Genomic DNA, 15,999 nt, shown 5'->3' on the forward strand with positions numbered 1-15,999 from the left:
CTGGCCCACGCAGGCCGGCTCTCCTCCAGACCAGTGTGGATTCCTCACCTCCCGTGCGCATGCGGGGAACAGGCCCCCACGTCACTCGACGTCCCTGGGCTGCCGGTGGTAGGCCGCCTTCGGCGGTCGTTCCGGTCTCAGCCGCGCCTGGAGACGCATGGCGACATGGCCGAGGCCGGACAGCACTGCGGCGATCGCCAGATCCGTGGGCGGGAGCGGCTCGGTACCCAACAGGTCCCGCAGGGGCGGCAGATAGACGCCGGCGGCCTGGAGGCTCAGTGCCACTCCCACGGCGACCAGCAGGAACGGGTTGGCCAGGCTGCCCGGGCGGGCCCGGGAGCCGAGGGCCACGCCGAGTTGGGTCGCCCCGAGCACCAGGAAGATCATGGACTGCCAGGGGCGCCCGGTCTCCCGGGCCCAGACGCCGACCACGAGGGTCACGGTGGCGACGAAGGCACCCATGAGCAGGATCCGCGGCCACAGGCCGGCGCCCAGCACGCTCTCCTCGGGAGGCCGGGGCGGGTTGCGCATGCTGTTCGGGTCAACGGGTTCCGCGCCGAGAGCGACGCCTGGCAGGCCGTGCGTGAGCAGGTTGATCCACAGGATCTGCGCGGGCAGCAGCGGCAGCGGCATCCCCAGGAAGGGGCCGAGGAGCATGACCAGGATCTCCGCGGCGCCCCCGGCGAGCGCGTAGAGCAGGAACCGGCGTACGTTCGCGTAGACCCGGCGTCCCTCCTCGACGGCGGACACGATGGTGGCCGGGTCGTCGTCGGCGAGCACCAGATCGGCCGCCTGGCGCGCGACCTCGGTGCCGCGCCGGCCCATGGCGACGCCGATGTCGGCCTGACGCAGAGCCGGGCCGTCGTTGACGCCGTCACCCGTCATCGCCACCACGTGCCTGGCCCCACGCCACGCCTGGACGATGTCCAGCTTCTGCTCCGGGGTGGTCCGGGCGTAGACCCGTACGCCCGTCAGGTCACCCGCTGTGCCTTCCCTGATCCGATCGCCGGTGGTGACCTCCTCGTCGCTGGAGGCGATGCCGAGGCGGTCGGCCATGACCCGTGCGGTCAGCGGGTGGTCGCCGGTGATGAGTACGGGGACGATGCCGGCCCGTTTGCAGGCGGTGATCGTCGGCTCGGACGCGCTGCGGGGCGGGTCCAGGATGCCGACGAGGCCGAGGAGCGACAGGCCCGACTCCCAGATCTGGGGCCGTTGCGCCGTGTCCTCGTGGTCGGCCGAGGCGACGGCGAGCACCCGGTACCCACGGCGTGCCAACGCCTCCGCCTGTGCGGCCGCTCGGGCGAGTAGCTCAGGACCGTCGGACAGGACCTCCGGCCGGAGCATGGATTCCGGCGCTCCTTTGCACGCGACCCGCACTCCGCCCTCCGGGCGGCGGTGCACCGTGGTCATGCGCTTGCGGTCGCTGTCGAACGGGATCTCCTCCAGGCGCGGCAGTTCGCGGTCCAGCGCCGCCCGGTCCAGCCCGAGGCGGACTCCGGCCACCAGCAGGGCGGCCTCGGTGGGATCGCCGAGAGCGCTCCAGTCCGGGGAGTGGTCCGACGGGGGCTCCAGCGCCGCGTCGTTGCACAGCATCGCGGCCCGCAGGAGCGCCGCCAGGTCGGGTGCGGTGCCCGGGGTCACCGTTTCGCCGTCGCGGCCGACCCGGCCCTCGGGGTCGTAGCCGGTCCCCACGACCGCTGCCTCGCCGAGTGACGTCCACAGTTGCTCGGCGGCCATCCGGCCCTCGGTCAGGGTGCCGGTCTTGTCGGTGGCGATCACGGTCACCGAGCCCAGGGTCTCCACTGCGGGCAGTCTGCGGACGATGGCGTGGCGGTCCGCCATGCGCCGTGCTCCCAGAGCGAGAGCGAGCGTCACCACGGCGGGAAGGGACTCCGGAACGGCGGCGACGGCGAGGCTGATCGCCGCCACGATCATCAGCTCCACGGGCTGTCCGCGTACCAGCCCGAGAGCGAGCACCACCGCGCACAGCGCCACGGTGACAGCCGCCAGCGTCCGGCCGAACCTCGCCAGGCGGTGTTGCAGCGGAGTCAGGCCGGGAGCGGCGCCCATCAGGGAAGCGATCCGGCCGAGCGCGCTGTCGGCACCGGTGGCGGTCACCACGACCCGTCCGTGGCCGCGGACGATGACCGTGCCCGCCGACACCGCCCTGCGGGCATCGTCACTGTCGGGGGCCTTCTCCACCGGAACGGACTCACCCGTCAGGGAAGACTCGTCCGCCAGCAGCAAGGCCGCGGCAAGCACATCTCCGTCCGCAGGGACGATGTCCCCCTCGGCCACGAGGACCACATCGCCCGGAACCACCTCGGCTGCCGCGACGGAGCGCTCCTCCCCGTCCCGCACCACCCTGGCGGCGGGCGCACTCATGGCGGACAGGGCCATCACCGCCTGTTCCGCCCGCACCTCCTGCACAACGCCGACGACGGTGTTCACGGTGATCACGAGCAGGATCACTGCGGCGTCGGAAAGATCGCCGGTGGCGATCGTCAGGGCGGCCGCCACGAGCAGGACGAGGATCAGCGGATCGCGCAGTTGTTGCAGCGCCCGGCGCCACACCGGGGTCCGCGGCTCCGAGGGGATCTCGTTGGGCCCGTAGCGCGCCAGTCGGCGGGCTGCCTCGGCCGGCGAGAGGCCCGTCTCGGAGCGTGGCCTCGTCCGGAGTTCGCCGGGGGCCGCGTCGGCTCCCCGGCCGTCCCGCTGCGGGCTCACATGCCCTGCCGATTTCCGTGCGCCCATGCCGTCGCGGCCTCGGAGCCGGCTTGTTCGCTGCGTGCCATCGACCGCTCCCGTCAGCTACGGAACCACCCCGGAGAACCGGCCTCACTCCTCAGAGTGCCACCGCCGAGGCCGGCTCTGGATGACCGACGGTGCACTTGCCGGAGGTCAGTTCTCCGGCAGCAGGAGCGTGCAGGTCTCTCCGGGCACGACGGTGACGGCCCGGTCGGGCAGGATCACACGGATCGGTGACTCCTCCGAGTCGGGTACACCGATCCGAAGCTGTCCGCTCTGCAGCCCTACGCTGACGCCCCAGTGTCCGCGGTAGCGCAGTGAGAATCCGTATGCGGACAGTGCCGGAAGCGGCACCGGGTCCAGCCGGAGGGCGTCCTCGCGGGTCTCCAGGCCGGTCAGCCCCCGTTGCACCAGGTCCAGAGTCCCGGCCATCGCGCCGAGGTGGATGCCTTCACCGGTCGTGCCGCCCTGGAGGTCGGCGACATCCGCTTTCAGGGATTCCTGGCAGTACGCCCACGCCTCAGCCTGTCTGACCCGCGCGAGGACCCAGGCGTGGACGAGGCCGCTGAGGGTGGAGCCGTGGCTGGTGCGCTTCAGGTAGTAGTCGACGGTTCGGCGCCAGATCTCGTCGTCCATGTCATAACCGAGGCGGTGGAAGAGATCCCGCAGCTCGGCAGGTGAGAAGAGGTAGCCGAGCATCAGTACGTCCGCCTGCTTGGAGGCTTGGTAGCGGTTGACCGTGTCGCCCTCCGCCTCGAGGATCCGGTCGAGCCGCCGGATGCTGTCGTAGCGAGCGCGGTAGCTGTCCCAGTCCAGTTCGGCGAGGTCGCCGTAGCCGTCGAACTGGCTGATGACACCCCGGTGGAAGGGCACCAACAGCCGCCGGGAGATCTCCTCCCACTTCGGGAGTTCGCCACTGTCCAGCTCGATGCGCTCGAACAGCTCCTGCCGGCGCCACACGGGCAGACGCCGCACCAGGTCCAGGGCGCGAGTGAGCACCCATGCGGCGGTCACGTTGGTGTACGCGTTGTCGTCGAGGCCGGGCCGGGCGGCGTCCGGATAGCTGTCGTGGTACTCGTCGGGGCCGACCACACCGCGGATGCGGTAGCGGCCGAGGTCAGCGGCGAACTCCGCGGTGTCCGCCCAGAAGCGGGCGATCTGCAGCAGCATCTCCGCGCCCTTGGTGTGCAGGTACTCGGTGTCGCCGCTCGCTTCGCAGTACTGCCACACGTTGTAGGCGATGGCGGAGCCGACGTGGTGCTGGAGCCGGGAATTGTCCGGCAGCCAGCGGCCCGAGCGGGGGTTGAGATGCAACTGCTGGGTCTCCTCCCGCCCGTCACTGCCGGACTGCCACGGGTACATGGCCCCTGCCCTGCCCGCCGCGTGGGCCGCGCGGCACGCCTGCGGCAGGCGCCGGTGGCGGTAGTTCAGCAACGCGCGCGAGACCTCCGGGAAGTGCAGGTTGAGATACGGCAGCACGAACAGCTCGTCCCAGAAGACATGGCCCCGGTACGCCTCACCGTGCAGCCCACGGGCCGGCACCCCTACATCCAGCTCCGTGGTGTGAGGCGACAACGTCTGCAGCACATGGAACAGATGTAGGCGCAGAACGCGGCCCGCCTCCCCGGGCACCTGCACGTCCGCGCGCCGCCACAACCGCGCCCACGCCGCCACGTGGGAGTCCAGCAGCGCCGAGAATCCGGGAGCCGCGGACACCCGGTCGAGCGCCGCCCCGAGCGGGTCGCTGATCGCCACGTCACGTGAGGTGTGCAGGGCCACGGTTTTCTCGACGGCGGCGGCCCGGCGCGGAGCGATCGGTATCACCAGCCGATGCGCGGCGCGGCGGCGAGAGGGACGCAGGTCCGACGATGTCGGCGGCTGTCCCATGGCCACTGTACGGGCCGCCATACCGACACCGACGTGGGAGGCGCTGGTGCGGCACTGCAGCCACGTAGTGTCGTCCCCCGCCGTCCCGGTACGCACATGGGCCAGGTGGTTGCGGCTGAGGGACCGGTAGCGGTGCACGTTGCTGTTGGTCACGTCGCCGTCCAGGACGGACTCGACCTCGATCTCTCCCGACCAACCCTCGGTGGTGAACACGGTCCGCAACGCGGCCAGGTGAGGATCCGCCATGTGCACCAGGCGGACCTGTTCCACCTTCACCACGCCGGCCTCGCCGTCCCGGAACCAGAACGTGCGGGTCAGCGTGGCACGGCGCAGGTCCAAGGTGTGTCGGTGGTCGAACGGCTGCCGCACGTCGGGAGTGAACCACGGACCCGCCGATCCATCGGCGGAGCGGATACGGAACCGCAGGAGCAGCCAGTTCGGGAGGTTCACCAGGTCCTCGTTCACCACCTGGTGCCCCGCCACGGTCGACTCCAGGCGGTTGTACACCCCGGCCGCGTAGGTGGCCGGGTAGTGCACCAGGCCCGCTCTGCACTCGGGCACCGCGCCGCGGGTGGCGAAGTAGCCGTTGCCGAGCGTGCACAACGATTCACGCAACCGCTCGGCAGCGGGGTCGTACCCGTCGTACTCCCAAGTCCACTCCGACATCTGTCGGCCTCCCCCTCTCCCTCCCATCACCACACGTGCGGGAGTTCAGGCTCGCTGCGGGACAACGGCCACCGGGCACTCGGCGTGATGCAGCAGCGCATGGGCGACCCTGCCGAGTTGCAGACCGAAGTGGCCGTGCCGCCGCAGTGCACCCACAACGATCAGGTCGGCGTCGCCCGACGCATTCAGGAGGACCTTGTGAGCGGGACCCTCGACCGATCGGCGGCGTACGTCGACCTGGGGGTGATCCCGGGCGGCGTCGCCCAGTTGGTCAGTGAGGAGGGTGGAGGCCCGTTCCTCGTGGACACTTGCGGCGACCTCGAGCAGCGGTTGGTCCACGTACTCATGGGCGGGGTAGCGCCAGGCCCGTACGGCATCCAGAGCGCAGCCGCGCACCTCGGCCTCGTGAAAGGCGAACCGTACGGCGGTCGAGCCCTCGGTGGAATCGCCGACTCCGAGCACCACCCGGCCGAAGGAGCCCTGCCGGTTCCGTTCCCCGCCACGGACCACGATGACCGGGCACACGGCACGGGCGGCCACGGCGAGACTGACCGACCCCAGCAGCATCCCGGCGAGTTCGCTGCGGCCGCGAGAGCCCGTGACCAGGGCAAAGGCCTCATGGCCCGTGTTCAGCAATGCGGACACGGGGTCGTCGGGCAGCGCCTCAATCGACACCTTCAGATCCGGGTTGCGGAGCTGGGCGCGTTCCGCGCAGGACGCGGCGATGTGCTCCGCCATGATCTCTTCGGACGGACGGTCAGTGGTGAAGGACGGGCGGCCTCCCTCGTACCGCTCCCACAGGGAGGCGTGGACGAGCCGCAACGGCACCCCGTGGCGTGCCGCCTCGTCCGCCGCCCAGTCCACGGCCTGCAGGCTGGAATCCGATCCGTCGACACCCACGACGAGCGGGAGCTCCATCAATTGCCACCGCCTTCCTGACCGGCAACCGCGAGACCTCCTGTGCATACCGTCGCACCGCCGCGGGCCCGTCGCGACACGTGGACCGCCTTCGTGACACGCGGATCGGCCGGGGAGCGGACCTCGGTCCCGGTTGCACCGCGCCTGTTTGCGGCGATCGTGGAGTCATACGGCCGGGACGAGCACAGCGCGAGGTGTGACCCCGTCGCCGACAAGAGCACGACGACCACGGCCCCGCACGGTGAGACGTCCGTGACCGAACACGAAACCCGCCCTCCACCTTCGAGGCCATGGAGAAGGGAAGGCCATAGTGGTGACGAGGCCCGGCGTTTTCGGCGCCCTGAACGAGGAGCATCGCGAGCGGCTGATGTCGCTCGCGCGTGAGGTGTCGTTCGCGACGGGCGAGCGCATCTTCAACGAGGGCGGAAAGGCCGACCGATTCTGGATCATCCATACGGGCACGGTCGCTCTCGACCTTCACGTGCCCGGCCGACAAGCAGCGGTCATCGAGACCCTCGGTGCCGGAAGACTGCTGGGCTGGTCCTGGCTGGTCCCTCCCCATCACTGGCATCTGGGGGCCGAGGCCGACAGCCCGGTGCGAGCCTACGAGTTCGACGCGGCGGCGGTCCGTGAGATGTGCGCGAAGGACCCCGGGCTGGACCACGAGCTGTGCACCTACGTCGCCGGCGTGCTCGCGCGCCGGCTCAGGTCCGCACGGGTGCGCCTGCTCGACCTGTACGCGCCCCACGGCGCGGGCGAGGTGCCCTGACGAGGCGAGACGAGGTGGTTGGAAATGCCCGATACCCCACACATCGTGGGCGATGTGATGACCCACACGGTCGTGGCGGTCGGACGCGACGCGCCCTTCAAGGAGATCGTCCGGACCATGGAGCAGTGGAAAGTCAGCGCCATGCCGGTCCTGGAAGGTGAAGGGCGCGTCATCGGCGTCGTCTCCGAAGCCGACCTGCTGCCCAAGGAGGAGTTCCGCGACACCGACCCGAGTCTCCACGAGCAACACCGACGGCTCTCCGACGTCGCCAAGGCCGGGGCTGTGACGGCGGAGGAGCTCATGAGTACCCCCGCCATCACGGTCCACCCTGACGTGACCTTGGCCCATGCAGCCAGGATCATGGCCGTCCGGCGGGTCAAGCGGCTGCCCGTGGTCGACTACGAGGGCATGCTCCAGGGCATCGTCAGCCGCGCCGATCTACTGAAGGTCTTCCTACGGTCGGACGAGGAGATAGAAGAAGAGGTCCGCCGCACCGTGGTGTCCTACCTCTTCCCGGCCTTCAGCCACGCCGTCCACGTGAACGTGCACGAAGGAGTCGTCACTCTCCGCGGGCACATCCGCGACACCTCACTCATCTCGGTCGCGGTGCGCCTGGTGCGCGCCGTGGAGGGTGTCGTGGACGTCGAGCCGCAGCTCACCGGCGAGTCCGCCACTCCGGCCCGACCGGAGGACCCGCCGTGAGCCACGGGACCACCTTGCCCCAGAGGGCAACGTGTCCAGGCCTCTCGCTTACTTCTCGGCCGGACTGATGCGGCGTCCCGTCAGGCGCGTTGACTCAATCGACACCCACATCTCGCGTGCACCCCCCGGCCATGGCGTGGTGTGGGCGCGATCGACCAGCCTCCGCACCGCGTCAGGCTCGGTGACCACCCGCGCGGGTCCGACGACGAGCACACTCCATCCCTGGCTCATGGCCTCGTCCACATGGTCGACCTCGAAGGCGACTTCCGATCCCACGGCCCTCGCCGGAACCGAGTCCGGCGCGGTCCGGAACGCGATCGCGTCGTCGACGACCTCGTAGTTGACCGGAACCACCGCCGGGCCGTCCGGTGTCGATACCGCGACGCGCCCCACGCCGTGCGTGGAGAGCAGGGCGCGGCATTCGTCCGGGCCGAGGTCCCGCAGCCGAGGGCGCAGGAGCGCCTGGCCCCGGCCAGGCGGAAGATCGATGCCGCCCCCGCGCAGGGCTGCGACGCTGGTTCCCAGTACGCCGGCCAGGTTGATGAGACTGGCGACGGTCGGGTCGGCCGGTTGTTCTTCGAGGTACGCCAGGTACTCCGGGGCCATTCCGGCGCGGCGGGCCGTCTCGGCCCGGGTAAGTCCCTGGCGTGCACGCTCGGCAGCGACGCGGCGGCCGATGTCACCGGGGTTGGGCACCCTTCCCGACCGAGTCCCTCCAGACCCGGCACGCCGCTGCCCGCCAGTCCCGTGCGTCGTCGGCCGGGAAGGGGCCTGCGGGCTCCCGGGCCTGTGCTCGATGTGACGGATGTGCGCGTCGGGCCCGGGGAAGACGAGCGTCACCTCGTCCGTGTCCGACCAGCGCACGTCGTAGGGCGGCGTGCCATCCGCATGGTGGAGTCCCACAATCTCGCCATCGCGCCTGGTGGCGCCGGTGGCAGGGCTTTCGACAACGAGTTGATCGCCGAGTTGAGCTCGCATGATCGCCACCGTTTTCTGAGAATGCTGCTGTATCCCAACGTGCCACGCACGGCGTGCCGACGCATGGGATGAGACATCCGGTGGTCCGGACAGCCGGACGGACACCACTGGTTGTCTCCACCAGAAACGGAGAGGCGACATGCACCACCGTACGGTCGCAGAGCTCATGACCCGAGACGTCGTGCGGGCGCGGCGCGACATGCCGTTCAAGGAGATCGTCAAGCTGCTCGCGGAGAACGATGTCACCGCCGTGCCCGTGGTCGACGAACTCGACCGCCCCATGGGTGTGGTGTCCGAGGCCGACCTGCTGCGCAAGTCCTCCGCCCAGGCCGACCCGTCCGGCCTGCCACCGATCCCCCATCTTGAGGCATGGGAGCGTGCCAAGGCCGAAGGTTCCAGAGCCGAGGAGCTGATGTCGGCCCCCGCCGTGTGCGCGCGTCCCGAGTGGACCGTGATCGAGGCGGCTCGCCTCATGGCGGCCCACAACGTCAAGCGGCTGCCCGTGGTGGACGAGGCGGACCGGCTGCAGGGCATCGTGAGCCGCGGTGACCTGTTGAGGATCTTCTTGCGCCGTGACGACGCCATCCGAGACGAGATCACCGGAGACGTACTGCGCGGGACGCTGGGCCCTGCTGCCTCGGAGGTGACGGTCGAGGTGCGCGAGGGGCAGGTCACGCTGGGTGGAACCGTCGAGGTCAAGATCCTGATCCCGGTGATCGAGAGGCTGTGCCGGAGTGTGGACGGCGTGGTCTCGGTCTCCGAGCACATCGCGCACCGGGCAGACGACTCCCGTGGTTCCCGCGGCGGCACATGACCCCCGTGTTGCTCAGTCAGAGATCTCGATGCGATGCGGTTTGGCCTTCTCGGCCTTCGGGACGCGCACGCTGAGCACTCCGTTGGTCAGCTCGGCGCTGACGTGTTCGGTGTCCGAGTTGGGCGGCAGACTCGTGCGGTAGTCGAACTGCCCGATGCGGCGGGTCTGCCGCCGCACCACGCCGGTGTGTTCCTTCTCCTTGGTCTCGCCGTGGACGTCGAGCTCGGACTCCGTGACCTCGACGGTGATCTGGTCCTTGTCCACGCCGGGAAGCTCCAGCTCCACCACGTACGCGTCCTCGGTGTCCTCGATGTCGGCCAGCGGCGCCCACGCCCCGGCCGTACCCGGTTCGCCGCCACCGGGGAAGGCGGACTGCATCAGGCGGTCCATGCGGGTGTGCAGTTCCTCGAGTTCGTGGAAGGGGTCCCATACCGGGAGAGCACCCCTGCTACGACGGACAGGCAGCGTCATCGGTCATCCTCCTTGTGTCTCATCCGGCAGCGGCCAACCGGTCTCCGGGCGAGCGCTCCGCCCAGTCGGAGGCGCGGCCACGCCCTGAATGTCACGCTCCGCGACATCCACCAGCTGCCGACCGAGGTCCTGCATCGCTCTGCCCGCCGCCAGCTCGTCACCGATCTCCGGCACATCCATGTCTGTGGGGTTCCGGCGCGCGGCACCGTGCCCCGTGAGCTCCGTGGTTCCGGTGTTCAGCACCACACGTGCCTTGGTCGTTCCCTCTTCCTCGAAGAGGTAGAGGGAGACCTTCCATTCCACGGTATGCGGCATCACGTTCCTCCTCATCCCGGTACGGATCGCTGTGATCCGGATGCGCTCCGCTGACGGCTTCGCAGGTCCGCGGCCGAGGCCAGGACCTCCTCTTCGATACGGCGCCGGACCTGTTCGGTGAGCGAGGTCAGTCGCCCGGAGGTCACCGCCCGTGGCGCGACGGGCGCCCGGATCCTACGCGCCGCCGGCGGAAGCCCGGCCAGGTCAGCGGCGAACCTCTCCCCGCTCTCCCTCAAAGCGGGGCGCTCGACGGTGCGCCTCCCCCTCTCCATCACCGTCACCAGCAGCGGCACGCCCTGCCTGGGAGGCTGCTCATCACGCAGCCCGATCACATCGCCGTATCCGGGGCAACGGAACACCTGCTTCTGCCCAGGAGCGGTCACCTTGGCCGAGGAGAGCTTCATCACCGGCCGTCCGTCGTACTCGACCAGCTTGTAGGCGGAGTCCAGGAACGGTGCGTCGGCCGAGACGCCGACGCGGGTGCCGACAGCGTAGATGTCGATCGGCGCTCCGGAGCTGACCAGTTCGTCCACGGAGTACTCGTCGAGACCGCCGCTGGCGACTACCCGTACGTCCGGCAGCCCTGCCGAGTCAAGGACGGCGCGCGCCCGTACGGCGAGGGCGCCGAGGTCGCCGCTGTCCAGCCGTACGGCCGAGCCGGGCCCACGGGCCGCGGGGTCGAGGTCTCGCAGCACCCGCGCCGCGACACGGACGCCCTCCTCGGTGTCGTAGGTGTCCACCAGGAGCGTCACCGGGCCGGGGTGCGAGCCGGCGAAGGCACGGAACGCTTCCTCCTCCGCCGCGAACGCCTCGATGTAGGAGTGGGCCATCGTGCCGATGGCGGGCAACCCCTCGGCGGTGGCCGCGGCGACGTTGCTCGTTCCGGCGAAGCCGACCATGCCGCTCAGTCGTGCGGCCTGGAAACCGGCCTGGGGGCCGTGGGTGCGTCGCAGGGAGAAGTCCACGACCGGGTGTCCCGCCGCGGCAAGGACGCATCGGGCGGCCTTCGAGGCGATCGTCGTCTGGTGGCTGACCTGGTTGAGTACGTACGTTTCGACCAGCTGTGCCTGTGGAAGCGGAGCGGTCACCTCCAGCAGCGGCTCTCCCGCCAGGACGATCCGCCCTTCCGGCACCGCCCGGACCTGGCCGGTGAACTCCATGCCGAGCAGCGGCTCCAGATCGCGGGGAGGCCGGTGCAGCGCCGAGGCGAAGGTGTCGACGTCCTCAGGGGTGATCCGATAGCCGGAGAGGAAGTCAAGCGACGACTCCAGGCCGGCAGCCACCAGAAACCCCCGGTCGGGTGGCATGGCACGGACGAAGAGACTGAACGTCGCCGGGCCGGTCAACCTCTTCTTCAGGTACGACATCGCCATCGTGACCTCGTACACATCAGTGGTCGTCGCATCGGACATCAGCGTCACCTCCTGGACGCCACCCCAGGGCCCCGGGCTGTCACCCGTGGAACCGCGCGGACCACAGGGGCTCCACCAGGTCCCATTCGGCGTCCCACTGCGCGTACCTTCTGCGGTTCAGCGCCAGACGCACACCTTTTCGCCCAGCGACGAAGCCGGCGCACAAGCCAACCGCTGTCAGGACGCCCGTCAGCCAGCCGGTGGCCGTCGCGTTGCTCGCGGACATCGGCGGATTCTGAACGGTTCCATCCCCATCCACCCAGATCCGCACGCTCGGGCCCGCGATCTTGTCCAGCGGTACGCGGGCGGTTCCGGTCCGCTGCCGGCCGTCCTTCCCGGTCCAGCTCACCCGCACCGTCTGCTTCTCGTCCGCGGCGCTGCCCGGTGCTGCCTCGGGGGCCGAGGTCACCCGTGCGGTGGTCAGGTGCCGTTCCGCGGACTGGGCCTCGACGGTGCGCATCGTGGACGCGTAGGCAGCCAGCCCCGCGCTCACCGAAGCCACCGGCAGTCCGAGGGCGAGCACCAGGAGCAGCAGTCCGGAGCACCAGGCTTCGACACGGTCGGACGTACGCCTCAGCGGGTTCGCGCCCTTGGGCGGGTGTTGCTCCTGGTGTGGTCGGTGAGGACCGGACGCGTGCGGAGAATCCTGTGTGCTCATGGTCTGACCTCCAGCTGTCGCTGGTGCGTCCCCCACCGCGTCTGCCTTCCTCACCACCTTCCAAGGGCGGCAGGATCCGGTCACGGGGCCGAAGGTCCCTGCTGACCAGCATTCGGCCCACCCCGCCCGTCACCGGTCATATCTGCGGAACGACCGCGATCGGACACGGCGCGTGATGCAGCAGCGCGTGGTTGACCAGGCCCAGCTGTAGACCGATGTGCCCATGCCTCCTGCGAGCCCCGACGACGAGCAGATCAGCGCTGGACGCGCTTTCCAGGAGCGCCCGTCGTGCCGGGCCCTCCACCACCACCCTTCTCACCGGCACGTCCGGATGCCGCTCCGCAGGGTCGCGCAGCGCCTCGGCGAGCACTTGCGCCGGCGGGCGCCGCACGGCTTGGAGGGCGAATCCGGACAGGCCCGCAGGCGCGGGGCTCCCGATCGTGGCACTCCAGGCGTGTACCGCCACCAGTCTGCAGCGCCGCACATGGGCCTCGCGGAACGCGAACTGCAGGGCCGTACCGCTGCCCTCCCCGTCCTCGACACCGACGACGATGTTCCCGAACCGGCTGTCTCGGTGTTCCACCCCACCGCGCACGACGACGACCGGGCAGTCGGCGTGGGCGGCCACGGCCAGGCTGACCGAGCCCAGGAGCATCCCTGCGAGGTCTCCGAGCCCCTTGGACCCGAGCACCAGCGCGAAGGCGTTGCGCCCCTTTTCGACCAGGGCGGAGGCCGCTTCCTCATGCAGCACCTCGCTCGACAGGGGCACTGTGGGAGCGCCTTGCCTGGCACGTTCCGAGGCCCCGCCGATCACGTCGGACGCCTCGCGGTCCCCAGCCGCCGCGTGCAGGAGGTGGAGCGGCACGCCGTGTCGGACCGCCTCGTCGGCGGCCCAGTGCACCGCATCCAGGCTCGCCTCGGACCCGTCGACGCCGACCACCAGGGGAATCGTCACCGCCCCTGTCTCCTCTCGTGTCGGATTCCGCGCCTGCGGCCCTCTCCTCCACTGGTCCACATGCGCTGAGGAGGGGATTGGGGTACTTCTCGAATGAGAGAACGCACCACTCGGCATGTCGGCGACGTCCGGACCATCCACGCCATCGGACTCGTTCACCGTCATCCACCGTCGTTTCCAGCTTCTTACGGGACGGAGGCCGCCGCCATGCAACCAGCCCTCACCGTGGGCCTCGACGGCTCACCCGAGAGTCTTGCCGCTGCCCGCTGGGCCGCCGACGAGGCGGAGAAGCGCAAGCTCACCCTGCGCCTGCTGCACGCATGGCCGCTGCTGGTGCCGGAACCGACCCGCGTCCCGCCGGAAGTCGATCAGAACTACTGGGCGAAGCGTCTCGTCCACACCGCGCGGGCGGAGCTCCAAACACGTCACCCGGGCCTGTCCGTCATCGGGAACCTGGTCGCCGACGACGTCCAGAACGCCCTGCTCCAAGCGGCGTCGGAGTCCGAGATGCTCGTGCTCGGTTCGCGGGGGCTCGAGCCCGTCGCGAGCTACTTCCTGGGCGACGTCAGCATGCCCGTCGTGGCACGGGCCGAGCGGCCCGTCGTACTGGTCCGCGCCGAATCCCGGGAGGAGGGGCCATCCCCGGCACCCGCGAGCCGCGTGGTCGTGGCTTTGAAGCTGCGCGGATCCCCCGACGACCTGCTCGACTTCGCCTTCCACACCGCTGCGGCCAGAGGCTTTCCTCTCCTGGCCGTCCACGGCCGAAGCGTTCCGCTCCATGCACGCGTCCCCTGGGGTGTGGATCATGACGTCACCGAGGAGATGACGAGGGACGCGCAGCAGCGGCTGAGCAAGGCGCTCCGCCCGTGGCGCGAGAAGTTCCCGCAGGTGGAGGTGGCCGACAGCATCCGTCTCGCAAGCCCCGCCAAGGCAGTCGTCCAGGCCGCCGAAGGCGCCGCGCTGCTGGTCGTCGGCCGACGCCAACACCGTCCGGGTCTGGCGCCGCACCTGGGTCCCGTGGCGCAGGCCGCCATTCATCACGAGCGCTGCCCCGTCGCTGTCGTTCCTCATGGCTGAGCCTGACGTCCGCGGGACATCGGTCCGGTCGGTGCCCCGGGCCGACGCGTCCGTGCTCCGGTCCAGTGGCCGGCATGACGGCGAGCCGCTGTCGCGCGCGGAGGTGTGCGAGACCCACACCGCGATCGTGTTCTTCACCGGTGACCGCGCCTACAAGCTCAAGAAGCCGGTGGATCTGGGGTTCCTGGACTACACCACGGTGACGGCTCGCCGGGCCGCGTGCGAACGCGAAGTCGCTCTCAACAGCCGCTTCGCCCCCGACGTCTACCTGGGCCTGGGCGAGATCCGCAGCCCCGATTCGTCAGAAGCGGAACCGATCGTGGTGATGCGCCGCATGCCGACGGACCGGCGCCTCTCCCGGCTGGTACGAGAAGGGGCGGCCGTCGACGATGTCCTCCGGGCCGTGGCCCGGCACCTCGCCGCCTGGCACGCGAACGCGCCCCGCGGCCGCGACGTGGACGAACAAGGCACGCGGGACGCGCTGTCATCACGTTGGGAGGCCAGCTTCGCGCAGGTCCACGCGCTGGCCGGCGACGGCTTCGTGCCCGACGGGGTGGCGGAGGTGGAGCGGCTGGTGCGCCGCTATCTCGTCGGCCGCAAGCGGTTGTTCGACTCCCGCATCGAACAGAGGCGGATGGTCGACGGCCACGGCGACCTGCTCGCCGAGGACGTCTTCTGCCTCGACGACGGCCCTCGTGTCCTGGACTGCCTGGAGTTCGACGACCACCTGCGCTATGTCGACGGTCTCGACGACGCCGCCTTCCTCGCCATGGACCTGGAACAGCTCGGCAACCCGGCCGCCGCGGCGTACTTCCTCGCCCAGTACAGCGAGTACTCCGGCGACCCGGCACCCCCTTCCTTGTGGCATCACTACGTCGCCTACCGGGCGTTCGTCCGCGCCAAGGTGTCCGTGATCCAGGCCCGACAGGGCGCGCCGGGGGCGGATACGGCGTCGCGGCGGCTGGTCTCGGCGACGCTGCGCCACCTGCGCACCGCCGCCGTCTGCCTGACGCTCGTCGGCGGACTGCCGGGCAGCGGGAAGTCCACCCTCTCCGGTGCACTGGCCGACCGGCTGGGCGTCACGCTGCTCAGCAGCGACCGCCTCCGCAAGGAACTGGCGGGCATCCCCGCGGAGCAGTCCGCGGCAGCCGGCTACGGCGAGGGCCTGTACACACCCGAGTGGACGGCCAGGACCTACGCCACCCTGCTCGACCGCGCGGCCGCCCTGCTGTCCTCCGGCGAGTCCGTCGTCCTGGACGCCACCTGGTCCGATGCGGGACAGCGTGAAGCGGCACTGCGCGTGGCCGAACGCACCAGCGCCGACCTGGTGGCCCTGCACTGCCACGTTCCGGGCGAGGTGTCAGCGGCCCGCCTGAGCGCGCGCGGCCCCGGTGTATCCGACGCCGCCCTCGACATCGCCACCGCCATGGCGGCCAGGGAAGCGCCGTGGCCCGAGGCCCTGTCGGTCGACACCAGCGGCCCGCTGGAATCCGCGGTCGCTCGGGGGCTGGCAGCCGTACGTCCGTGGGGCACCGGCCCGGCCCCGGTCTTCCGCCGCCCCTACATGGAGCCGGACTAGGGGGTGCCGCGGACCCGGGGTGATCCAAACGCCACCCCCTGGATGAGCGG

Annotated in this window: 14 protein-coding genes; 5 read left to right on the forward strand and 9 right to left on the reverse strand. The window is 70.5% G+C overall.

What is annotated here, in order from left to right; translation table 11 throughout:
- Positions 1–81: 81 nt before the first annotated feature.
- The 3 genes from FGD71_RS45605 to FGD71_RS45615 all read right to left on the reverse strand — a co-directional run bounded on the left by FGD71_RS45605 (position 82) and on the right by FGD71_RS45615 (position 6,219).
- Positions 82–2,754, reverse strand: a complete 2,673-nt coding sequence (locus tag FGD71_RS45605; protein WP_119106516.1) for a cation-translocating P-type ATPase — start codon at positions 2,752–2,754, stop codon at positions 82–84.
- A 147-nt stretch (positions 2,755–2,901) separates the two neighbouring features.
- The gene (locus tag FGD71_RS45610; protein WP_119106517.1) at positions 2,902–5,301 is read right to left on the reverse strand and encodes a glycoside hydrolase family 65 protein; all 2,400 of its coding nucleotides are present in this window, start codon (positions 5,299–5,301) and stop codon (positions 2,902–2,904) included.
- Between the two features lie 45 nt (positions 5,302–5,346).
- Positions 5,347–6,219 (reverse strand): universal stress protein, encoded by an 873-nt coding sequence (locus tag FGD71_RS45615; protein WP_119106518.1) that lies wholly within the window; start codon positions 6,217–6,219, stop codon positions 5,347–5,349.
- A gap of 313 nt (positions 6,220–6,532) precedes the next feature.
- Between FGD71_RS45615 and FGD71_RS45620 the strand changes: the two genes are divergently transcribed.
- Both FGD71_RS45620 and FGD71_RS45625 read left to right on the forward strand, forming a co-directional pair.
- The gene (locus FGD71_RS45620; RefSeq protein ID WP_119106541.1) at positions 6,533–6,988 is read left to right on the forward strand and encodes a Crp/Fnr family transcriptional regulator; all 456 of its coding nucleotides are present in this window, start codon (positions 6,533–6,535) and stop codon (positions 6,986–6,988) included.
- A 24-nt stretch (positions 6,989–7,012) separates the two neighbouring features.
- Positions 7,013–7,690, forward strand: a complete 678-nt coding sequence (locus FGD71_RS45625; RefSeq protein ID WP_119106519.1) for a CBS domain-containing protein — start codon at positions 7,013–7,015, stop codon at positions 7,688–7,690.
- A 48-nt stretch (positions 7,691–7,738) separates the two neighbouring features.
- Here the strand turns inward: FGD71_RS45625 and FGD71_RS45630 are convergent, their stop codons facing one another.
- Positions 7,739–8,668, reverse strand: coding sequence for a pyridoxamine 5'-phosphate oxidase family protein (locus FGD71_RS45630; protein WP_119106542.1), 930 nt, complete (start codon positions 8,666–8,668; stop codon positions 7,739–7,741).
- 139 nt (positions 8,669–8,807) lie between these two features.
- On the opposite strand from FGD71_RS45630, the gene FGD71_RS45635 reads away from it, so the two are divergent.
- On the forward strand, positions 8,808–9,482 hold the full coding sequence (locus FGD71_RS45635) for a CBS domain-containing protein (RefSeq protein ID WP_119106520.1): 675 nt from the start codon (positions 8,808–8,810) through the stop codon (positions 9,480–9,482).
- Between the two features lie 12 nt (positions 9,483–9,494).
- On the opposite strand, the gene FGD71_RS45640 is transcribed toward FGD71_RS45635, so the two are convergent.
- The 5 genes from FGD71_RS45640 to FGD71_RS45660 form a co-directional block, all read right to left on the reverse strand.
- Positions 9,495–9,953, reverse strand: a complete 459-nt coding sequence (locus FGD71_RS45640) for an Hsp20/alpha crystallin family protein (RefSeq protein WP_119106521.1) — start codon at positions 9,951–9,953, stop codon at positions 9,495–9,497.
- Between the two features lie 3 nt (positions 9,954–9,956).
- Positions 9,957–10,268, reverse strand: a complete 312-nt coding sequence (locus FGD71_RS45645; RefSeq protein WP_119106522.1) for a DUF1876 domain-containing protein — start codon at positions 10,266–10,268, stop codon at positions 9,957–9,959.
- Between the two features lie 11 nt (positions 10,269–10,279).
- Positions 10,280–11,680: a nicotinate phosphoribosyltransferase gene (locus FGD71_RS45650; RefSeq protein ID WP_119106523.1), complete on the reverse strand. Its 1,401-nt coding sequence runs from the start codon at positions 11,678–11,680 to the stop codon at positions 10,280–10,282.
- A gap of 40 nt (positions 11,681–11,720) precedes the next feature.
- Positions 11,721–12,338 (reverse strand): Rv1733c family protein, encoded by a 618-nt coding sequence (locus tag FGD71_RS45655; protein ID WP_119106524.1) that lies wholly within the window; start codon positions 12,336–12,338, stop codon positions 11,721–11,723.
- Between the two features lie 136 nt (positions 12,339–12,474).
- Complete coding sequence (locus tag FGD71_RS45660; RefSeq protein ID WP_119106525.1) at positions 12,475–13,293, reverse strand: universal stress protein; 819 nt, start codon at positions 13,291–13,293, stop codon at positions 12,475–12,477.
- A gap of 207 nt (positions 13,294–13,500) precedes the next feature.
- Between FGD71_RS45660 and FGD71_RS45665 the strand changes: the two genes are divergently transcribed.
- Both FGD71_RS45665 and FGD71_RS45670 read left to right on the forward strand, forming a co-directional pair.
- Positions 13,501–14,370 carry a universal stress protein gene (locus FGD71_RS45665; RefSeq protein ID WP_119106526.1) on the forward strand — a complete coding sequence of 290 codons (870 nt, stop codon included), beginning with the start codon at positions 13,501–13,503 and terminating at the stop codon, positions 14,368–14,370.
- A 103-nt stretch (positions 14,371–14,473) separates the two neighbouring features.
- The gene (locus FGD71_RS45670; protein WP_119106543.1) at positions 14,474–15,949 is read left to right on the forward strand and encodes a bifunctional aminoglycoside phosphotransferase/ATP-binding protein; all 1,476 of its coding nucleotides are present in this window, start codon (positions 14,474–14,476) and stop codon (positions 15,947–15,949) included.
- Positions 15,950–15,999 lie beyond the last annotated feature (50 nt).

It is taken from the genome of Streptomyces sporangiiformans, from assembly GCF_005768555.2.
GTDB classification, from domain to species: Bacteria; Actinomycetota; Actinomycetes; order Streptomycetales; family Streptomycetaceae; genus Streptomyces; species Streptomyces sporangiiformans.